12 protein-coding genes are annotated in these 16,481 nt (G+C 72.9%); 4 read left to right on the forward strand and 8 right to left on the reverse strand.

Annotated elements, in window-relative coordinates:
- The first annotated feature begins 9 nt into the window (after window positions 1-9).
- Window positions 10-1,761, forward strand: coding sequence for an FAD-dependent oxidoreductase (locus ACQPXB_RS29370; RefSeq protein ID WP_432845188.1), 1,752 nt, complete (start codon window positions 10-12; stop codon window positions 1,759-1,761).
- 60 nt (window positions 1,762-1,821) lie between these two features.
- On the opposite strand, the gene ACQPXB_RS29375 is transcribed toward ACQPXB_RS29370, so the two are convergent.
- The 7 genes from ACQPXB_RS29375 to cmk form a co-directional block, all read right to left on the reverse strand.
- Window positions 1,822-3,369, reverse strand: coding sequence for a hypothetical protein (locus ACQPXB_RS29375; protein WP_432845189.1), 1,548 nt, complete (start codon window positions 3,367-3,369; stop codon window positions 1,822-1,824).
- 88 nt (window positions 3,370-3,457) lie between these two features.
- Window positions 3,458-4,333 (reverse strand): peptidylprolyl isomerase, encoded by an 876-nt coding sequence (locus ACQPXB_RS29380; RefSeq protein ID WP_366588558.1) that lies wholly within the window; start codon window positions 4,331-4,333, stop codon window positions 3,458-3,460.
- 58 nt (window positions 4,334-4,391) lie between these two features.
- Window positions 4,392-5,810, reverse strand: a complete 1,419-nt coding sequence (locus tag ACQPXB_RS29385) for a M1 family metallopeptidase (protein ID WP_432845190.1) — start codon at window positions 5,808-5,810, stop codon at window positions 4,392-4,394.
- 82 nt (window positions 5,811-5,892) lie between these two features.
- Window positions 5,893-9,756, reverse strand: coding sequence for a Pls/PosA family non-ribosomal peptide synthetase (locus ACQPXB_RS29390; protein WP_432856836.1), 3,864 nt, complete (start codon window positions 9,754-9,756; stop codon window positions 5,893-5,895).
- 384 nt (window positions 9,757-10,140) lie between these two features.
- A complete protein-coding gene (gene der / locus ACQPXB_RS29395; protein ID WP_366588553.1) occupies window positions 10,141-11,625 on the reverse strand; it encodes a ribosome biogenesis GTPase Der in 1,485 nt (494 codons plus the stop codon).
- A 16-nt stretch (window positions 11,626-11,641) separates the two neighbouring features.
- A complete protein-coding gene (locus ACQPXB_RS29400) occupies window positions 11,642-12,301 on the reverse strand; it encodes a lysophospholipid acyltransferase family protein (RefSeq protein WP_366588550.1) in 660 nt (219 codons plus the stop codon).
- On the reverse strand, window positions 12,298-13,014 hold the full coding sequence (cmk, locus tag ACQPXB_RS29405) for a (d)CMP kinase (RefSeq protein WP_366588569.1): 717 nt from the start codon (window positions 13,012-13,014) through the stop codon (window positions 12,298-12,300). The genes ACQPXB_RS29400 and cmk overlap by 4 nt, the downstream gene beginning before the upstream one ends.
- Window positions 13,015-13,325: 311 nt before the next feature.
- Here cmk and ACQPXB_RS29410 point away from each other — a divergent pair, with 311 nt between their 5' ends.
- Complete coding sequence (locus ACQPXB_RS29410; protein ID WP_432845191.1) at window positions 13,326-13,694, forward strand: DUF4267 domain-containing protein; 369 nt, start codon at window positions 13,326-13,328, stop codon at window positions 13,692-13,694.
- Between the two features lie 45 nt (window positions 13,695-13,739).
- On the opposite strand, the gene ACQPXB_RS29415 is transcribed toward ACQPXB_RS29410, so the two are convergent.
- Window positions 13,740-14,636 carry an alpha/beta fold hydrolase gene (locus ACQPXB_RS29415; protein WP_432845192.1) on the reverse strand — a complete coding sequence of 299 codons (897 nt, stop codon included), beginning with the start codon at window positions 14,634-14,636 and terminating at the stop codon, window positions 13,740-13,742.
- A gap of 171 nt (window positions 14,637-14,807) precedes the next feature.
- Between ACQPXB_RS29415 and ACQPXB_RS29420 the strand changes: the two genes are divergently transcribed.
- Both ACQPXB_RS29420 and ACQPXB_RS29425 read left to right on the forward strand, forming a co-directional pair.
- Complete coding sequence (locus ACQPXB_RS29420) at window positions 14,808-15,290, forward strand: cation:proton antiporter regulatory subunit (protein ID WP_364177619.1); 483 nt, start codon at window positions 14,808-14,810, stop codon at window positions 15,288-15,290.
- Window positions 15,290-16,480, forward strand: a complete 1,191-nt coding sequence (locus ACQPXB_RS29425) for a cation:proton antiporter (RefSeq protein ID WP_432845193.1) — start codon at window positions 15,290-15,292, stop codon at window positions 16,478-16,480. Before ACQPXB_RS29420 ends, ACQPXB_RS29425 begins: the two co-directional genes overlap by 1 nt.
- Window position 16,481: the final 1 nt, after the last annotated feature.

A 16,481-nucleotide genomic window follows, 5' to 3' on the forward strand; every position in this document is an offset into this window, starting at 1 on the left:
ACTCCTGCCATGAGCGAATACGACACCGACGTCATCGTGGTCGGCAGCGGGCCGGCCGGGGGTACCGCGGCCCTGCTGCTCGCCACCTACGGCGTGCGCACGGTGCTGGCCACCAAGTACGGCTGGACGGCGAACACGCCGCGCGCCCACATCACCAACCAGCGCGCCATGGAGGTCCTGCGCGATCTCGGCATCGAGGAGCAGGCCCTGGCGCAGGGCACGCCGCCGGAGCTGATGGGCGACACCGTGCTGTGCACGTCGCTGGCCGGCAACGAGATCGGCCGGATCGCGAGCTGGGGCACCGGCGACCGGTCGGCGACCGAGTACGGCGCCGCGAGCCCGTGCCACATGATCGACCTGCCCCAGACCTACCTGGAGCCGATCCTCGCGACCAACGCCGCCGAGCGCGGCGCGAAACTGCGCCTGGACACGGAGTTCCTCGACTTCACCCAGGACGCCGACGGCGTCACGGCCCGCTTCCTCGACCGCGTCCGCGGCGACGAGTTCACGCTGCGGGCGCGCTACCTCGTCGGCGCCGACGGCGCGCGCAGCCGCGTCGCCGAGCAGGCCGGGCTGCCGATCGCCGGCGAGACGGGCAAGGCCGGCAGCATGAACATCACGTTCACCGCCGACCTCGGCAAGTACGTGGCGCACCGGCCGAGCGTGCTCTACTGGGTCATGCGGCCCGGCGCGCACCTGGGCGGCATCGGCATGGGCCTGGTCCGCATGGTGCGGCCGTGGAACAAGTGGCTGCTCGTGTGGGGCTACGACATCGCGCAGGCACCGCCCGAGGTCGACGCGGAAGAGGCGACGCGGATCGTGCGCGACCTCATCGGCGACCCGGAGCTGGAGGTCGAGATCACCTCGACGTCACTGTGGACGGTCAACCACAGCTACGCCACGCAGTACTCCAGCGGCCGCGTGTTCTGCGCTGGCGACGCCGTGCACCGGCACCCGCCGTCCAACGGCCTCGGCTCGAACACGTCCATCCAGGACTCGTACAACCTCGCGTGGAAGCTCGCGATGGTCGTGCGCGGCGAGGCGGGCGAAGAGCTGCTGGAGACCTACTCGGCCGAGCGCGCGCCGGTGGGCAAGCAGATCGTGGACCGCGCGAACCTGTCCCGCGACCAGTTCGGCCCGATCTTCGAGACGCTCGGCATCACCGGCGACACCGACGCCGACGCCATCGCCGCCGGTCTGGCCGCGTGCGAGGCGCCGACCGAGGACGGGGCACGCAAGCGCCGCCAGCTGGAGAAGGCGATCGAGCTCAAGCACTATGAGTTCAACGCCCACGGCGTGGAGCTGGACCAGCGTTATGCCTCGACCGCCGTGATCCCGGACGGGGCCGCCCCGGTCTCCGGCCGCGACCCGGAGCTGTTCCACCAGGCCACGACCACGCCGGGCGCGAAGATCCCGCACGTGTGGCTCGTCGGCTCGCACGGACGCCGGGTGTCCACTTTGGACCTCGTGGGCGGCGGCCGCTGGAGCGTCGTCACGGGCCTGTCGGGCGAGGCCTGGCGCGTGGCCGCCGAGAAGGCGGCCGCCGAGCTCGGCCTGGACCTGCGGGTGGTGACCGTCGGCGCCGACGGCGCCCGCGACTCCTACGGCGACTGGACCCGCGCGAGCCAGATCGACGAGGCCGGCGCGCTGCTGGTCCGCCCGGACGGCTACGTGGCCTGGCGCCACACCACCGGCGCCGCGGAACCCGAAGCGACAACGGCATTGCTGGCCGCGTTGAAGACGGTGCTGTCCCGCGCCTGAGCGCGCTGTGCTCTCCCTCCGCCCGCGGGGTCACTTCGGTGGCTCCGCGGGCGGAGGGCGTCACAGGGCCTCGAGGTCCACGGCTTCGTGCGCCAGGTTGAACCCGTCAGGCGGCACGCCCTTCGGCAGCGCCAGCCACGAACCCCGCGCGTGCGGCCGGCGGGCCGCGTCCTTGCCCAGCAGCAAAGCCACGTAACAGCCGTAGTCGATGGCGAAGCCGTCGTACAGCGTGCCGGGCCGGTGCGGGTCGGCGAGCCCGCGGCGCAGGACGTGCAGCAGCCGCGCGTCGTAGAGGTCGGCGATCACGGCGTGGCGCGGACCCGGTGAGCGGTCGAGCAGGAAGGTGCGCGAGCGCCGGCGGCCGACGACCTCGTCGACCAGCAGGCGCAGCAACGTCGTGGCGGTCTCGTCGGCGCTGATGGCGCTGTGCTTGTCGCGCAGGTACCAGTCGCGGGCGGCGAGGCGGACGTCGCGCAGGCCGATGGGCTGGTCGTGGGCGTACTGGGCCGACAGTGCCGCGATGTTGATCGCGTCGCGCGGCACGCCTTCGGCCGCGCGCACCAGCTCGCCGAATGCCGTGCCCCGGAAGGTTTCCGCGACGAACGCCTCCGCGTCGGGCGGCGGCGCCGGGAGCGTGGTGACCAGCCGGACGGCGGCGTGGTTGTGGAACAGCTGCGCGAAGAACTCGAGCGCCCGCGTGCGGGCGTCGTCGAGGATCATGATGTCGTCCAGGCTCACGGCCGACGCGGCGTCGGCGCCGACCTCGATGCCCAGGTGGTCGCCGTCCGCGAGCCGTTCCCGGAATCGCGACCGCCGTTCGATGGCCGCGATCTTCACGGTGACGCCGGCCGTCGGCAGGAACGTGCGGCGCAGCAGGTCGGCCAGCAACGGCTGCAGCTGCAAGGGAAGCGCGCTCCACTCGTCGAGCAGCAGCCACAGCCGCCGGCCCTCCAGCGCCCGCACCACCGCCCGCAACGCACGCCCCAACGGGCCGAACACCACGTGATGGCGCTCGGTACCGGTGCGCCGCAGCCGGCTCTCCCTGCCGGCGGAACGCTTGTGCCCCAGGGAAATCCGCGCCGCGGGCGGCAGGCCGAGCTCGACCCCGAGCGAAGCCTCCTCCGACGCGCTCGCCCGCGTCTCGCGCTCCACCTCCCCCACCACCTCGACCGCCGTGGCCGCCTCGGCCAGCGTATCGAGCGAAGGCAGCAGCGTGTCCGGGTTCCCCAGCTCGCGTTCCACGGCGACGGCCAGCAGTTCCTCGTGCACCGCCTCGATCGTGTCCACGAGCAGCTGCGTCCCCCGGACGGCCGCCGACGTTCCGCCGTCCGAGTGCAACCCGCCGGCACTGCCGAGCGTGCGCAGGTCGACGTAGACCGCGACGTCGCCGGTGCGGTCCACGAGATCACTCAAGTACAGCAACGCGTGCGTCTTGCCCGCGCCGCGGCGGCCGTAGAGCACCTGGTGGTCGGTCGAGTGCAGCATCGCCGAGAACGACCCGGCCGCCACGAACGTCCGCGTCAGCGTGGCCCGGTCCGACGACTCCGCCCTTCGCGGGATGCCCATGAGCGCCTGGTTCAGATGCCGTTGCCGCCTGACGGAAGCCATCGGGAGAGCCTGCCGTCCCACCGAGCGGGGCCACAGCCGCCGTCCGCGTGACGGCCGGGGTGACGCCGGGTGCCCATCCGGGGGCCCCTCAGCCCTGGACCGTCACCGCCGTGAAGGTGACCGGGATCCGCGGCCGGCCCGTGCCGTCGCCGTACGCACCCGCCGACGACGTGTCCACCCCACCGCGCGCGACCTTGTCCAGCACGCTGAGGCCGGCGTCGGAGACGGTGCCGAACACCGTGTACGTCGGCGGGATCGGGGTGTCGCCGAACATCAGGAAGAACTGGCTGCCGCCGGACGTCGGCTGGCCCGTGTTGGCCAGCGCGACCAGACCGCGTCCGTAGGTCAGCTGCGGGAAGAACTCGTCCGGCACGGTGTACCCGGGCCCGCCCGTGCCGTCGCCCGCCGGATCGCCGCACTGCAGCATCTGCAGATCGGTCGTGCCGAGCCGGTGGCAGCTGGTCCCCGTGTAGAAGCCTTCCTTGGCCAGGGTCACGAAACTCGCCACCGTGCACGGCGCGAGCGCGCGGTCCAGTGTCAGTCCGATGTCCCCGGCCGTCGTGGCCAAGGTCGCGGCGACGGTGCCGCTCGCGGGTTCCGGCCCGTCGGCGGGCGGCGTCGCGGGCTTGGCGGCGGGCCCGTTCGGGTCGGCCGGGTAACTGCAGCTCGACGGGTCGGCCAGCGGCTGCGGGCGGTGCGGTTCCGCCGTGCGCGCGGCCGGGATGGAGACCGGCGGCCCGTCGCCCGCAGGCGGCGGAGCGGTGTCCGAGGACGGCGGAGCCGCCACGGAGGCGCCCGGCACGACCTGCCCCACGCCCGACACCGTGCGCGTCGGGCGGAGGAACCCCGGGGCGACGAACGCGGTCACCCCGAAGGCGACCACGACCACCACCACCGCGGCGAACGCCACCCACGCGCCGGCCCCGCTTCGGCGTGGCGGACCGGGCTGCTGCGGCCACGTCATGGACGCCCCCTTCGTCAGGCCGCCATTCTGCCCGCCCCGGCTCGCGCCGGGGAACCGGTCACAGCTCCGGCAGCGCGGGTGTCTCCAGCCAGGCCGTGAAGAACGGCCGCAGCGAGCGAGCCGCGTAGGCCTCGGCGGACGCGATGAACTCCTCGGTGCTCACCGTGCTGTGGCGGTGTTCCGAGGTCCACGCCTTGACGAGCGCGAAGAACGCCGGGTTGCCGATCTCGCCGCGCAGGGCGTGGAGCGTGAGCGCGCCGCGTTTGTACACGCGCTCGTCGAACATCCGCGCCACACCCGGGTCGCTGATGCGGACGTCGGCCGGCTTGGCCTTCATGCGCGCGTGCCACATCCGGGCCAGCGAGTCGGCCGACTGGCCGCCGGACTCCTCCGACCACAGCCACTCGGCGTAGGTCGCGAAGCCCTCGTTGAGCCAGATGTGGCGCCAGTCGGCGACGGTGAGGCTGTTGCCGAACCACTGGTGGGCGAGCTCGTGCACGACCAGGCGCTCGTAGGTGCGCCGGCCGTCGACGTGGTTGGCGCCGAAGATGGACATCCCCTGCGCCTCGATCGGGTCGTCCAGCGCGTCGTCGGTCACGACCACCACGTACTCGCCGAACGGGTAGGGCCCGAACAATCGCTGCAGCACGTCCATCATCCGGCCCTGGCGGCCGAAGTCGCGCGAGAACGCCCGGAGCAGCCGCGGCGGCACCGCGGCCCGCTGCGGCACGGTCGCCACCACGGACTCCACGCCGTTGCCCCGGCCGAAGCCCAGCCGCATCCGGAACGACCGCGCCTCGGGGTGCGAGAACCAGCCCGCGCCCGGACCGGCCACGAGCTCGACGTCGTCGTAGCGCCCGATCTGCACGCTCATCAGGTACGTCGCCGTCGGCTCCGGCCGCTCGAACACCCAGGTCGCGGTGCTCGCCGACTGGTAGCGCGACACGAGGTTCCCCGTCACCGCGACCAGGTACGACGACGAGGTCGTGACCGTGACGCGGTAGGTCGCCTTGTCGGCCGGGTGGTCGTTGCACGGGAACCACGACGGAGCGCCGATCGGCTGGCTCGCGACGAGCGCGCCGTCGGTGAGTTCGTCCCACCCGATGTCGCCCCAGCGGCTCGGCACCGGCCGCGGGTTGCCGACGTAGCGGACTTCGACCCGGAACTCCGTGCCGGCCGCCATCGACCTGTCGGGCTTCACCTGGAGCTTCAGCCCGCGCCGGACGAACTTCGCCGGCCGGCCGTCGACGAGCGCCCGCGAGACGCGGAACTCGCCGAGGTCGAGTGTCAGCCGCGACAGTGCCTGTGTCGCCACGCAGGTGAGCACCGCGGTACCGCTGAGCCGGTTGGGCCCGACGCGGTAGTCGAGGTCCAGGTCGTAGTGGCGGACGAGGTAGCCGCCGTTGCCGTGACCGGGGAGGTACGAATCTGCGGAGGTTTCCGCGCCGGGCGCCGGCGCGGCAGCCTTCGAGGTCACCCGAGCAGAACCCCGCTTTCCGTGAGGTGGTCTTGTTCCAGCAGGATCGCGCGGATCTTGGCGCGCCGCAACGGTCCGAGGCTCACCGACGCCAGGTCGAGATCGGGTTGCCGAGCCAGCGCGTGTCCGCCGGCACCGCGTCGCCGCGCGTGACGAGCGAACCCGGGCCCACGGTGGTGCGCGCGCCGATGCTCGCGCCCGGCAGCACGATGCCGTGCGGGCCGAGCGTGGCGCCCTCGTCGAGCTCCACCCGCGACATGCTCATGATCCGGTCGTGGAACAGGTGCGTCTGCACCACGCAGCCGCGGTTGATCGTCGCGCCGTCGCCGAGGCGGACGAGGTCCGACTCCGGCAGCCAGTACGTCTCCAGCCACACGCCGCGCCCGATCTTCACGCCCATGGTGCGCAGCCACGCGGTGAGCAGCGGCGTGCCGCCGACCGAGCCGATCAGCCACGGCACCGCGAGCGTCTCGACGAAGGTGTCGGCCAGCTCGTTGCGCCACACGAAGGAACTCCACAACGGGTGCTCGATCGCGCGGAACTTCCCGACCAGCAGCCACTTCACCACGGTGGCGGTGAGCGCGGCGACGACGCCGGCGGCCAGCAGCACCGGCCCGGCCAGCAGCGCGGCGATGCCGAAGCCCCACAGCGAAGCGATCGCCAGCAGCGAGAACGCGACGCCCACGGTGAGGGCGACCCCGCACATCACCGGCACGATCCGGAGCAGCTCGACGAACGCCCGCGCGGCCTTGAGGTGCAGCGCCGGGGTGTAGGTGCGGCTGGTGTCGGCGTCGCCGACCGCCCGGCGGACCGGCAGCGGCGGCATGCCGAGGTAGGACGAGCCTTTCTTGGCCTTCAGCGGCGTCGAGGACAGCACGCCCACGAGACCGCGCTTCGGCACCGAACGGCCCGGCGCGGTCATGCCGGAGTTGCCGAGGAACGCCTGCTTGCCGATGCGCGCCGGCGCGACGTGCAGCCAGCCGTGACCCAGCTCGTAGGTCGCGACCATCGTGTCGTCGGCGAGGAACGCGCCGCTGTCGACCTGGGTCATCTTCGGCAGCGCGAGCACGGTCGACGCCTCGACGTTGCGGCCGACCTTCGCGCCGAGCAGCCGCAGCCACACCGGCGTGAACAGGCTGGCGTACAAGGGGAACAAGCCTTCGCGGGCCATGCCCATGAGGCGCTCGGTCGCCCACACCTGCCACGCCACTCGGCCGTGGACGGGGTGGTAACCCTCGACCATGCCGACGCCCAGCAGCCGCACGCCGGCCAGCACCAGCAGCGCGTAGGTGAGGAAGTAGGCGACGGTGGCGACCGGGGTGAAGATCAGGGCCTGCGTCGCGGCGGCGCCCAGCGTCGGCGCGCCCCAGAGCGCGGCGCCCAGCACGGCCACGCCCGGCAGCGCTGCGATGCCCGGCAGGAAGCCGAGCACGACCGACGTCAGGCCGTACACCGTCGCCCAGAACCGCGACCGCGGCGGGCGGCTGGCCGGCCACTTCAGCGCGTCCTTGGCGTCCTTGCCCGAGTGGGCCGCGGGCGAACCCGCCCAGCGCTGCCCGGCGGGCACGGCGCCGCGCACGGTCGACCCGGCGGCGATCTCCGCGCCCTTGCCGATGCGGGCACCCGGGAACAGGGTGCTGCGCGAACCGATGCGGGCCTCCGCGCCGATCCGGATCTTGCCGATGTGCACGAGGTCGCCATCGACCCAGTGCCCGGTCAGGTCCACCTCGGGCTCCACGGCGGCGCCGCGGCCGAGCTTGAGGAAGCCGGTGACCGGCGGCGGCGAGTGCAGGTCCACGTCCTTGGCGACCCGGGCACCGAGCGCCTTGGCGTACGTGGTCATCCACGAAGCACCGGCGACGCTGTCCGCGCCGCTGAACTCCGCGAGCTTCTCGGCCGTCCACAGGCGCAGGTGCACGCTGCCGCCCCGCGGGTAGCTGCCCGGCCGCACACCCGACAACAGCACCCGCGCACCGCCCGCGGCGATCGCGATGCGGCCGGCCGGGCTGAACAGCACCAGCCACGCCAGCACGACCCACGCCCAGTTCAGCGTCGGCGCCCAGGCGACCCCGAGCAGAGAAAGCACGTTCGAGGCCGCCGCCGCGAGCGTCGTCCAGCGCAGGCCGACCAGGCCCATGAGCGGGAGCATCAGCAGCGTCTGGATCACGCCCGCGCGACGCGGCGTCGGCGCGATGTCGCGGCGCTCGGTCTCCTGGCCGCTGAGCGTGTCGAGCATCGTGGCCAGCGACCCGAGCTTGGGGTGCTGGTAGATGTCGTTGACCGACACCTCGGGGTGGCGGGTGCGGATGCGCGCGATGAGCTGCGCGGCCGTGAGGCTGCCGCCGCCGTGGGTGAAGAAGTCGGCCTTGGGGTCCGTCACGGACACGCCGAGGATCTCCGACCAGCCTTCGGCCAGCCACGCCTCGGTGGCGGACAGGCCCGCGGCTCCGGCGTCCACAGTGGACAGCGGCCACGGCAGCGCGGCGCGGTCGACCTTGCCCGAGGTGCGCGTGGGCAGGTCGTCGATCACCGCGAGCAGCGGGACCAGCGCGGCCGGAAGCTGCTCGCGCAGGCGGGTGGCGGCGTCGTCCGAGTCGAAGGTGGCCCCGGCACTCGGCACGACGTACCCGACGAGGACCTGGTTGCCGGCCTTCGTGCGGCGGACCGCCGCGGCCGCGCCCTGCACGCCGGGCAGCGACTGCAGCGCGGCGTCGACCTCGCCCAGCTCGATGCGGCGGCCGCCGAGCTTCACCTGCTCGTCGAGCCGGCCGAGGAACAGCAGGCCCTCGTGCTCGGCGCGGACCATGTCACCGCTGCGGTAGGCGCGCTGCCACCCCAGCGACGGCAGGGGCGCGAACTTCTGCGCGTCCTTCTCCGCGTCGAGGTAGCGCGCGAGACCGACGCCGCCGATCACGAGCTCACCGGTCTCGCCCATGGCGACCGGGTCGCCCGCCTCGTTGACCACGGCCAGCTGCCAGCCCGCCAGCGGCAGGCCGATGCGCACGGGACCTTCGCCGGTCATCTGCGCGGCGCAGGCGACGACGGTGGCTTCGGTGGGGCCGTAGGTGTTCCAGACTTCGCGGCCTTCCACGGCCACGCGCTCGGCCAGCTCCGGCGGGCACGCTTCGCCGCCGAAGATGAGCAGGCGCACGTCCTCGAGCGCGTCGGCCGGCCACAGCGCGGCCAGCGTCGGCACGGTGGAGACGACGGTGATGCGCTGCGCGACCAGCCACGGGCCGAGGTCGACGCCGGTGCGCACCAGCGCGCGCGGCGCGGGCACCAGGCAGGCGCCGTGGCGCCACGCGAGCCACATCTCCTCGCAGGAGGCGTCGAACGCGACGCTCAGGCCCGCGAGCACGCGGTCGCCGGGCCCGATGGGCTCCTCGGTGAGGAACAGCTGGGCCTCGGCGTCCACGAAGGCCGCGGCGGAGGCGTGCGTGACGGCGACGCCCTTGGGCTTGCCGGTGGACCCGGAGGTGAAGATGATCCACGCGTCGTCGGCCGGGCCGGGGCGCCCGTCGCGGCCGCCCGGGGTGCCGGCGACGGTGATGGTGCCGTCGGTGATGATCACGGCCACGCCGGCTTCGCCGAACACGAGCTCGGCGCGCTCTTCGGGATCGTCCGCGTCGACCGGCACGTAGGCGGCGCCGACGGACAGGGTGGCGAGGATCGCGACGTAGAGCTCGGCCGTGCCGGAGGAGACGCGGACGCCGACGCGGTCGCCGAGCCCGACGCCGTGGGCGCGCAGCTCGCGGCCGAAGGTCTCGATCTCCTCGAGCAGCCGGCGGTAGGTCAGGGTGGTGCTGCCGTCGTCGATCGCGGCGGCGTTGGGGTGCTGCTCCGCCGTCTCCGTGAGGATCTGGAGCAGCGTGCGCTCGCTGGCGCCGAGGCCGGACCAGAACAGGGCGCGGTCGGCGACCGGCGCCTCGGAAGGAGCGTGGGTCACCTCCGCAACGCACGTGAGAGCGGCGCTCGCGTCGTCGGTGACCGGGATGAGGTCGGCGGTGCGGGCGTGGTCGGCGGTGAGAGTCACCGGACCACCCCGTCACGCAACGTGACCATGGGTTTCGGAAAAAGGCCGTACAAAGTCATCCCCTGGGCGCGCAAGCCCATCACTCACCTTCCGCGAGCGTCATTCGGGCTGGCTCTCCGAATGAGGCGCCCGGTGCAGACCGTCCACAATACGCGGAGGTGAACGTCAGATAGCGCAAGGGTCACGGTCGAGTGTCGGACGTCACCGGTTCCGCAGTCGGTGACAGAGCGCGAAAACGCGCCGGGGAAGCCCTCTCCCCGGCGCGTCCGGACCGTGTCCGATCAGCGTTCGACCGGGTCAGCGGGTCTTGGCGGCCTTGCCGCCGACCTTGGGTTTCGCCTTCTTCTCGCGCACGCGCACGTTCACCCGCACGGGGCTGCCCTCGAAACCGAAGCGCTCGCGGAACTTGCGTTCGATGAACCGTCGGTAACCGGCTTCCAGGAAACCGGTGGTGAAAAGAACGAGCGTCGGCGGGCGGATGCCGGCCTGCGTGGCGAAGAGCACCTTCGGCTGCTTGCCGCTGCGCACCGGCGGCGGCGTGGCCGCGATGAGGTCCGACAGCCACCCGTTGAGCTGGCCGGTGGGCACGCGCTGGTCCCACGACTTCAGCGCCGTCCGCAGCGCCGGCGCGAGCTTGCGTACGGACCGGCCGGTGAGCGCGGAGATGTTCACCTTCTCCGCCCACGGCACACGGACCAGGCCGCGGTCGAGCTCGCGCACCATCGCGTGGCGGCGGTCCTCGTCCACGAGGTCCCACTTGTTGAAGGCGAGCACGAGCGAGCGGCCCGCCTCGACGACCATCGTGAGCACCCGCAGGTCCTGCTCGGACAGCGGCTCGGCGGCGTCGAGCATCACGATCGCGACCTCGGCCGCGTCGATCGCCGTCTTGGTGCGCAGGGAGGCGTAGTACTCGGCGCCGTTGGCGGAGTTCACGCGCTTGCGCAGGCCGGCCGTGTCCACGAACCGCCAGATCTCGCCGTCGAGGTCGACCAGCGAGTCGACCGGGTCGACGGTGGTGCCGGCCACGGAGTCGACGACCGAACGCTGCTCGCCCGAGAGCTTGTTGAGCAGGCTCGACTTGCCCACGTTCGGCTTGCCGACGAGCGCGACGCGGCGCGGCCCGGTGCTCACGGTGCCGGCTTCGCGCGGCGCGGTGGGCAGGGCCTCGATGATCGCGTCGAGCAGGTCGCCCGAGCTGCGCCCGTGCAGGGCGCTGACCGGGTGCGGTTCGCCCAGGCCGAGCCGCCACAGCGACGCGGTGTCGGCGAGCAGCCGGTCGTCGTCCACCTTGTTGGCGGCCAGCAGCACCGGCTTCTTCGAGCGCCGCAGCACGCGGGCCACGGCCTCGTCGGTGGCCGTGGCGCCCACGGACGCGTCGAGCACGAGCAGCACGGCGTCGGCCGTCTGCATCGCGATCTCCGCCTGCGCCGCCACCGACGCCTGCAGGCCGGTCGCGTCGGGCTCCCAGCCGCCGGTGTCGACGAGCGTGAACCGACGGCCGCCCCAGTACGCGTCGTAGGCGACGCGGTCGCGCGTCACGCCCGGCACGTCCTGCACCACGGCCTCGCGCCGGCCGAGGATGCGGTTGACCAGCGTGGACTTGCCCACGTTGGGCCTGCCCACGACGGCCAGCACCGGCTGCGCGAGGTTCGCCTCCTCGGCGGCGCCCTCCGCCTCGATCTGCGCGTCGAGCGCGGCGAACTCGGTCTCGTCGGACCAGGTGCCGTCGATCTCTCCGGCACCTTCGAACCCGGCGTCAGTGGCGCCGTCAAACCCTGTCATCGTGTTCCCACTTCACCTACGGCGAGCCGATTCGGTTCTCGGCGCGCCAATCGTCCAAAGTCTTCACGAGCCCCGCGAGCTGCAGGCGCAGCTCCTCGGTGCCCTCTTCCAGGCCGGTCCGGCCCGGGCCCACCTTCGGCGTGAACGGCTCCCCCACGAGGATGTCCACGCGCGGGCGCCAGCGCCGCTTCCCGTCCGCGGGCTTCAACGTGCCCCGCGTCGCGACCGGCAGCACGGTCGCCCCGGAGGCGCGCACCAGCCAGGCCGCGCCTTTCTCGGCCACGCCGACGTCACCGGCGCCCCGGGTGCCCTCGGGGAAGATGCCGACGACCCCGCCGGCCTTCAGCACGCCGGCCGCCGTCATCAGCGGGGTGCGGTCGATCTCGCCCCGCTTGACCGGGATCTGGCCGATCGCCCGCAGGAACCGCCCGGCCGCGCCCTTGAACATCTCGGCCTTGACCAGGAACGCCGAACGCCGCGGGAGCATTCCGAAGATCAGCTGCGGCTCGATCATGGAGCTGTGGTTGGCGATCACCACGACCGGGCCGGCATCCGGCATCCGGTCGCGCCCGTGCACGCGGATCCGGAAGGCCGACCGCAGATGGTACCGGGCGAACACCCGCCCGGCGTCGTGCAGGAGGCCGTTCGCACCCTCAGGGAGAGCGCCACCGGTCATGCGCGCGCCTCGGCCCCGGCTCCGGCCGGGCAGTCGTCGAGCAGGCCGCGGCGGCAGGCCAGCTCGGACAGCGCGACGATCACCTGGTCGATGGACAGCTCCGAGGTGTCGACGGGCACGGCGTCCTCGGCCGCGCGCAGCGGCGACGTCGCGCGCGTGGAGTCGAGGCGGTCACGGCGTTCGACGGACTGGCGGGCGGCCGCGACGCTCGTCTCGCGCCCGGCGGCGCTGTCCTGCCCGCTGCGGCGCGCGGCGCGGACGTCGGCCGACGCGGTGAGGTAGACCTTGAGCGGCGACTCGGGCGCCACGACCGTGCCGATGTCCCGGCCTTCCACGACGATGCCGCCGGTGGCGGCCAGCACGTCGGCGATGATCCGGCGCTGGCGCGCCACGAGCAGCTCGCGCACCTGCGGCACGGCGGAGACGGCCGACACGGCCTGCGTGACCTCGGGCCCGCGGATGTCGGCGGCCACGTCCTCGTCGCCGAGGCGGACCTCGGGGCGCTCGGGGCTGGTGCCGATGCTGAAGTGCACGTCGTGCGCGAGGTGGCCGACGGCGTCGGTGTCGGCCGGGTCGGTGCCCGCGCGCAGCACGGCGAGCGTCACGAGCCGGTACATCGCGCCGGTGTCGAGGTAGCCCGCGCCGAGCCGGTCGGCGAGCTTGCGCGCGACCGTGGTCTTGCCGGTTCCCGACGGGCCGTCCAGCGCGACCACACCACGTAGGGCTCCCGTCACCGAAACTCTCCTCGCGTTCGTCGTGCTCTGCGTGATCGGCGTTCATTCTGCCCGCCGCCCGTCACGGCCGGTGAGGCGGCTCTGCCGGGGTGTTCGTCCGGGTCCGGCAACCCGCCCGGCGGCGCGCCCGGCGGGCCGGTCAGCCACCGAAGCGCGACAACGGCACGGCCGGGCGCCCCCGCGGCGAAGGTCAGGTCACCGACGAGCAGATCTAGCAACGCTAGACAAACTAGCGTCACCAAGTTACCGTTGGCAGGGTTCCTAGCAACGCTAGATTCCTGGAGGACCCCGTGATCGTCACCGCCTACGTCATCGCCGGAATCGTCGCGATCGGCATCATCTACGTGGGGCTCGGCTACCTGCTCGCGCCGGAGAAGACCGCCGCCGGCTTCGGCCTCGCCACGATCCCGACCGGCACGACGGCGTTCTTCCACATCAAGGGCGTGCGTGACATCGCGTCCGGGCTGGTGGTGGGCGCGGCGATGCTCGCGGGCGGCCCGCACGTCCTCGGCTGGATCCTGCTCGCCGAGGCGTTCATCCCCGTCGGCGACATGCTGATCATCCTGCGCCACAAGGGAAGCCGGGCGATCGCGTTCTCCGTCCACGGCGCGACCGCGGCCGTCATGGTCGTGGCCACGCTCCTGCTCGAACTCTCCTGACCGGCGGCGCCACGGGGACTGCGCCACGGCACGTGGCGCGGCCGGTCAGCCGGTGCGGTCCAGCCAGCCGCTGATGCGGTTGTTGAGCTCCTTCGGCCGCTCGACGAGCATGAAGTGGCCGACGCCCTCGATCAGCTCCGACTCGGAGCCCGGCCCGCCGAACTCCTTGACCCGCTCGACCTGGGCCGCGGTCATGCCGTGGCAGCCGTCGGTGGTGCCGTGCAGGTAGAGCAGCGGCTGGGGCGCGCTGCCACCCCACGCGGCGGCCTGCTCGGCGACCCACTCGGGCGTCCCGAACCGCGTCGGGTCGAACTGGCCCCAGTAGTAGCCCAGCGCGGCGTGCAGGTGGTCGGGGTCGGCGAGCGCGGCCCGCAGGTAGCCCAGGTCTTCGTCGGCCGGGTAGCCGGGCGACCAGTCGCCCCAGATGTCGCGGATGAACGCGAAGTCGTCCTGGCGGATCCGGTCCTCGATCACCCGCTGCATCTGGAAGTACCAGAAGTAGAAGCTGCGCTTGATCTGCGCGTAGGTGCCCAGGTTCTCGCCGAAGATCTCGAACGGCGGGATGTTGAGGATCACCGCGCGGCCCCACAGCTCGGGAGCCCGCCCGAGCGCGCCCCACGCCCCGACCGCGCCCCAGTCGTGCGCGACCAGCAGCGCGTCCGGGCCACCGCCGAGCGCGCGGGTCAGCGCGATCTGGTCGGCGACCATCACGCTGGAGTGCACGAAGTGGCGCAGCGGCGGCAGTTCCGTCGGCGCGAACCCGCGCACGAACGGCGCGACCGCGTGGAACCCGGCCGCGGCGAGCGCGGGCAGCAGGTGCCGGTAGGTGAACGGGGTGTCCGGGAACCCGTGCATGCACAACGCGAGCGGGCCCTCACCCGCCTCGAGGTACTCGAACGTGATCCCGTTCGCGGTGACGCGCCCGCGTGCGAACTCGGCCATCGTGGCCTCCTCCCACCACGGGGAACCCTAGGCGCGCCCGGCCGCGGTGCTCCAGACCTGGTGCGGGGCGGGAATTTCACCGGGACGCCGCGGCCGGCGGTGGTCGTGACCACTCGTCTGCCGGAGCTCGCCCGAGCCTCGCGAATCGGACAATGGGTTACCGTGGCCGGTGTGAACGTGGAAGTGACTCCCCTGCCCGGAATCGGGGTCCGGAAGGACTTCGCCACGCGTGCGGGACGGCGCATCGGCGTCGTGACCCAGCGGGACGGCAAGATCGAGCTGATCGTGTCCAAGGCCGACGACGTCGACGCCTGCCTCGCCTCGCTGCCGCTCACCGCGGACGAGGCCGGCGCGCTGGCCAACCTGCTCGGCGCGCCGCAGCTCGTGGCGCAGCTCACCGAGGAACACCGCGAACTGCCGGGCATCCACACCCGCCAGCTGCCGATCACCGAGGACGGGCCGTTCGACGGCCGCACGCTCGGCGACACGGCGATGCGCACGCGCACGAGCGTGTCGGTGGTCGCGGTGGCGCGCGCGGGCCAGGTGCACCCGTCGCCGACGCCCGACTTCACCTTCACCGCCGGCGACCTGCTGGTCGCGGTCGGGACGTCCGAAGGTCTGGACGCCGCCGCCAAGATCCTCAAGCAAGGCTGATGGACCACACCGCGCTGTCCCTGATCGAACTCGGCGGGGTCTTCTTCGTGCTCGGCGTGCTGGGCAGGCTCGCCGGCCGGATCGGGCTCTCCCCCATCCCGCTCTACCTCCTCGGCGGCCTGTGCTTCGGCTCCGGCGGCCTGATCCCGCTCACCGACATCGGCGACTTCACGCACCTGGCCAGCGAGATCGGCGTGGTGCTGCTGCTCCTGCTGCTGGGCCTGGAGTACTCGGCGGCGGAGCTGTTCACGGGCCTGCGCCGCTCGTGGACGGCGGGCATGCTCGACATCGTGCTCAACGCGCTGCCCGGCGCGGCCGTGGCGCTATTGCTGGGCTGGGGCCCGATCGGCGCGATCGTGATGGCGGGCGTCACCTACATCTCGTCGTCCGGCATCGTCGCGAAGGTGCTCGGCGACCTCGGCCGCCTCGGTAACCGCGAAACGCCGGTGGTGCTGTCGATCCTGGTGTTCGAGGACCTCGTGATGGCCCTGTACCTGCCGATCCTCACGGCGATCCTCGGCGGCGTCAGCTTCCTCGGCGGCCTCGAAGCGGTCGGCATCTCGCTCATGGTGATCACCGTGGTGCTCGTGATCGCGCTGAAGTTCGGCCGCTACGTCTCCGCCATCGTGGACAGCGACGACCGCGAGGTGTTCCTGCTCAAGATCCTCGGCGCCGCGCTGCTCGTGGCCGGCCTGGCGTCGGCGATGCAGGTCTCGGCCGCCGTCGGTGCGTTCCTGCTCGGCATCGCCGTGTCCGGCTCGACCGCCCACAACGCCACGCGCCTGCTCGAACCCCTGCGCGACCTGTTCGCAGCGGTGTTCTTCGTGGTGTTCGGCCTGAACACCGACCCGGCGTCGATTCCGCCCGTGCTCGGCTGGGCCGTGGTGCTGGCCGTGGTGACCACGCTCACGAAGGTCGCCACCGGCTGGTGGGCCGCGCGAAGACAGGGCATCGGCAGGCTGGGCCGCGCCCGCGCCGGCGCGGCCCTCGTGGCGCGCGGCGAATTCTCCATCGTCATCGCCGGCCTGGCCGTCACCGCGGGCGCGGTCGACGGCGAACTCGCCGCACTGGCCACGGCCTACGTGCTCCTCATGGCCATCCTCGGCCCCACCGCGGCCCGCATCGTCGAGCCGATCGCCAAGGCTGTGCAACGGAAACCCCGGACCCAGCACAGCGAAGCACCCGCGTGAG

The organism is Amycolatopsis sp. CA-161197 (assembly GCF_050942255.1).
Lineage (GTDB): Bacteria > Actinomycetota > Actinomycetes > Mycobacteriales > Pseudonocardiaceae > Amycolatopsis.

Excerpts from the sequence above, each read along its gene's own strand:
- ACQPXB_RS29380 (WP_366588558.1), bottom strand. The coding sequence starts at position 4,333 with ATGACGTGGCCGCAGCAGCCCGGTCCGCCACGCCGAAGCGGGGCCGGC.
- ACQPXB_RS29375 (WP_432845189.1), bottom strand. The coding sequence starts at position 3,369 with ATGGCTTCCGTCAGGCGGCAACGGCATCTGAACCAGGCGCTCATGGGC.
- ACQPXB_RS29370 (WP_432845188.1), top strand. The coding sequence starts at position 10 with ATGAGCGAATACGACACCGACGTCATCGTGGTCGGCAGCGGGCCGGCC.
- ACQPXB_RS29400 (WP_366588550.1), bottom strand. The coding sequence starts at position 12,301 with ATGACCGGTGGCGCTCTCCCTGAGGGTGCGAACGGCCTCCTGCACGAC.
- ACQPXB_RS29425 (WP_432845193.1), top strand. The coding sequence starts at position 15,290 with ATGGACCACACCGCGCTGTCCCTGATCGAACTCGGCGGGGTCTTCTTC.
- ACQPXB_RS29415 (WP_432845192.1), bottom strand. The coding sequence starts at position 14,636 with ATGGCCGAGTTCGCACGCGGGCGCGTCACCGCGAACGGGATCACGTTC.
- der (WP_366588553.1), bottom strand. The coding sequence starts at position 11,625 with ATGACAGGGTTTGACGGCGCCACTGACGCCGGGTTCGAAGGTGCCGGA.